The following is a 2,160-nucleotide window of genomic DNA, read 5'->3' as shown; positions in this document are numbered from 1 at the left end:
TTTTACTCCTTGAGTTCAAATTTTTCAATATTTTTTGGATAAATTTTTTCTATAGTTTCCTTATATAATAAAAAAGAGATAAGATTTTAATCTTATCTCTTTTTGTTATATCTCTATTATATTTTTTAATTTTTAATCGAATGTGGAATCATTAAAGAAATAAACATCAAGACTATTCCAATGATAACTCCCACCCAAGGAGTTGAATGAAATATAAAATTATAATTATCACTTAAAAATATCAAGGTTGTTTTGCCACCAAGAACATTTTCAAAAAGTCCGATACTTTTAAATACGGGATACAATGATGTAAATAAAAATGCACCGACTAAACCACCAAGAATAACATAAATACTTTTTAAATATCCAGCTCCAAAACTGGCTATAGCTGTTCCTGGGCAAAGTCCTATCAGTCCAAAACCGAAAGCTAAAATAAAACTACCCAAAATTACACCTAAGTTCATAGTTTTTATACTAAAATGACCTAAGTCTATAAAATCAAAAGCCACTCCTAAATATGTTAAACTCATACCCCAACCGATAGCAAATATAATAATTTTCATAAGTGTTAAATCTTTTAAGTTAAGCATATTTCTAATTACAACTCTATTTGTAGCTCCAGCATAATAAAGTCCTAGTCCAAATAGAATTCCAAGAATTAAACCTAAAAAAGGTACGTTTCCTAAAATCAAATGTTTCATTTTTACTCACCTACCTTTTTGGCAATTAATATAGCCACCGGAAAAAGAATAACAGTGAAAATTATACTACTTATTGCAAGTTGCATAACTCCACTCATCATATGCCCACTTGTACATCCACCTGCCATTCTTGCTCCAAAAAGCAATAAAACTCCACCTATAAAAAGCTTAATTCTTGAGATATCATCTTTTTCTAAAAGATTAGTCAACTCTATAAAATCTTTATTTTTTCTAAAAAATATCTTCCCGAGCATACCTCCTAAAAATATACCCAAAGCAAAAATTAAACCAAAATTATATGGAACAGCAATACTTTTGGCTATACCGTCTTGATTATAATACTCCACAGTACTATAAAAATCTTTTCCAGCTCTGAAAACTATATCTTCTTGAAAAGATGTTTGCATCATTCCAGATAAAACACTAAACTGGGTTGAAATTCCAATTGGTTTAATCAAAAATAAAGATATAAAAAAAACTGAACCTAAAACAATACCTTTTAAAATCCATTTGTTTTTCATATTTTTCCTCCTCTATAGAACTTTATCTGTAACTTTTTATTCGGAAAAAAATTATTTTTTCTTTTTTATAATTTATATAAAAAATAGCAGCTCACAAAATGACGTGAGCTGCTTTTCTTTTCCCTTCATAACGTTGTATAATATCAATATGAATAAAAATACTAAACCTTTAAAATATATTTTTGAAAATCATTTCCATCAAATCTGGGATAATATTAAACATAAATTCCCTAAAAATCTTCACTCTTCTATCTGGAATAACGTTTCCAAATTTTTAGATTGTGGTGATATTTCGCGAGGATACACTGCTTTTAAGTGCACTGCGTGCTCGCATATGCATATTGTCGGTTTCTCTTGTAAATCTAGATTTTGTTCTTCTTGTGGAAAAATATATGCTGAAAGTTGGGCACTTAAACTTAAGGATGAACTACTTGATGTTGAGCACATTCATGCGACATTTTCTTTACCTGATGGTTTTTGTAGAAACTTCTTTTTTTACAATCGTCACAAACTTGCTGATTTAGCAAATGCAGCTCACCAATCTCTTAAGTATTCTTTTAAAAAGCTTGGTATTCATTCATTCGGTGTAATCATTAACATTCACACTTTCTCTAGAAACCTTGATTGGAATCCTCATGTCCACTGTATCTTTACTTTTGGAGGATACGATAAAAATCAAAAATGGAAAAATATTAAAACCATGCCTTATCAAGTTCTTAGAAAATCTTGGCAAAAATGTACATTAGATATCATTGCTCAATATGCTAAACTCAATAATAACAGAAATTTAAAGAATAAAATTTCACTTTGTTATCATAAATACAAAACTGGCTTTTATGTTAATTCAGATAAAAAAATTAATAATATTTTTGAAATTGCTAAATACATAGGGAGATATTTAGCGCGTCCAGCTATCGCCGAATATAGAATAACTAATA

3 protein-coding genes are annotated in these 2,160 nt (G+C 28.7%); 1 reads left to right on the top strand and 2 read right to left on the bottom strand.

Features of this window, described 5'->3' with window-relative positions:
• Positions 1-125: 125 nt before the first annotated feature.
• Complete coding sequence (locus tag L992_RS12310; protein WP_047383443.1) at positions 126-701, bottom strand: YeeE/YedE thiosulfate transporter family protein; 576 nt, start codon at positions 699-701, stop codon at positions 126-128.
• Between the two features lie 2 nt (positions 702-703).
• Positions 704-1,222 (bottom strand): YeeE/YedE thiosulfate transporter family protein, encoded by a 519-nt coding sequence (locus L992_RS12305; protein WP_047383442.1) that lies wholly within the window; start codon positions 1,220-1,222, stop codon positions 704-706.
• Positions 1,223-1,370: 148 nt separating this feature from the next.
• On the opposite strand from L992_RS12305, the gene L992_RS12300 reads away from it, so the two are divergent.
• On the top strand, positions 1,371-2,160 hold a 790-nt coding region (locus tag L992_RS12300), incomplete at its 3' end, for a transposase zinc-binding domain-containing protein (protein ID WP_197053438.1).

The sequence above is a fragment of the Cetobacterium sp. ZOR0034 genome, from assembly GCF_000799075.1.
In the GTDB taxonomy this organism is placed as follows: Bacteria; Fusobacteriota; Fusobacteriia; order Fusobacteriales; family Fusobacteriaceae; genus Cetobacterium_A.
This window is presented reverse-complemented; position numbering and strand designations above follow the sequence as displayed.

What these genes read in the sequence shown, in the direction of transcription:
- L992_RS12310 (WP_047383443.1), bottom strand. Translation starts at nt 701, where the DNA reads ATGAAACATTTGATTTTAGGAAACGTACCTTTTTTAGGTTTAATTCTT.
- L992_RS12305 (WP_047383442.1), bottom strand. Translation starts at nt 1,222, where the DNA reads ATGAAAAACAAATGGATTTTAAAAGGTATTGTTTTAGGTTCAGTTTTT.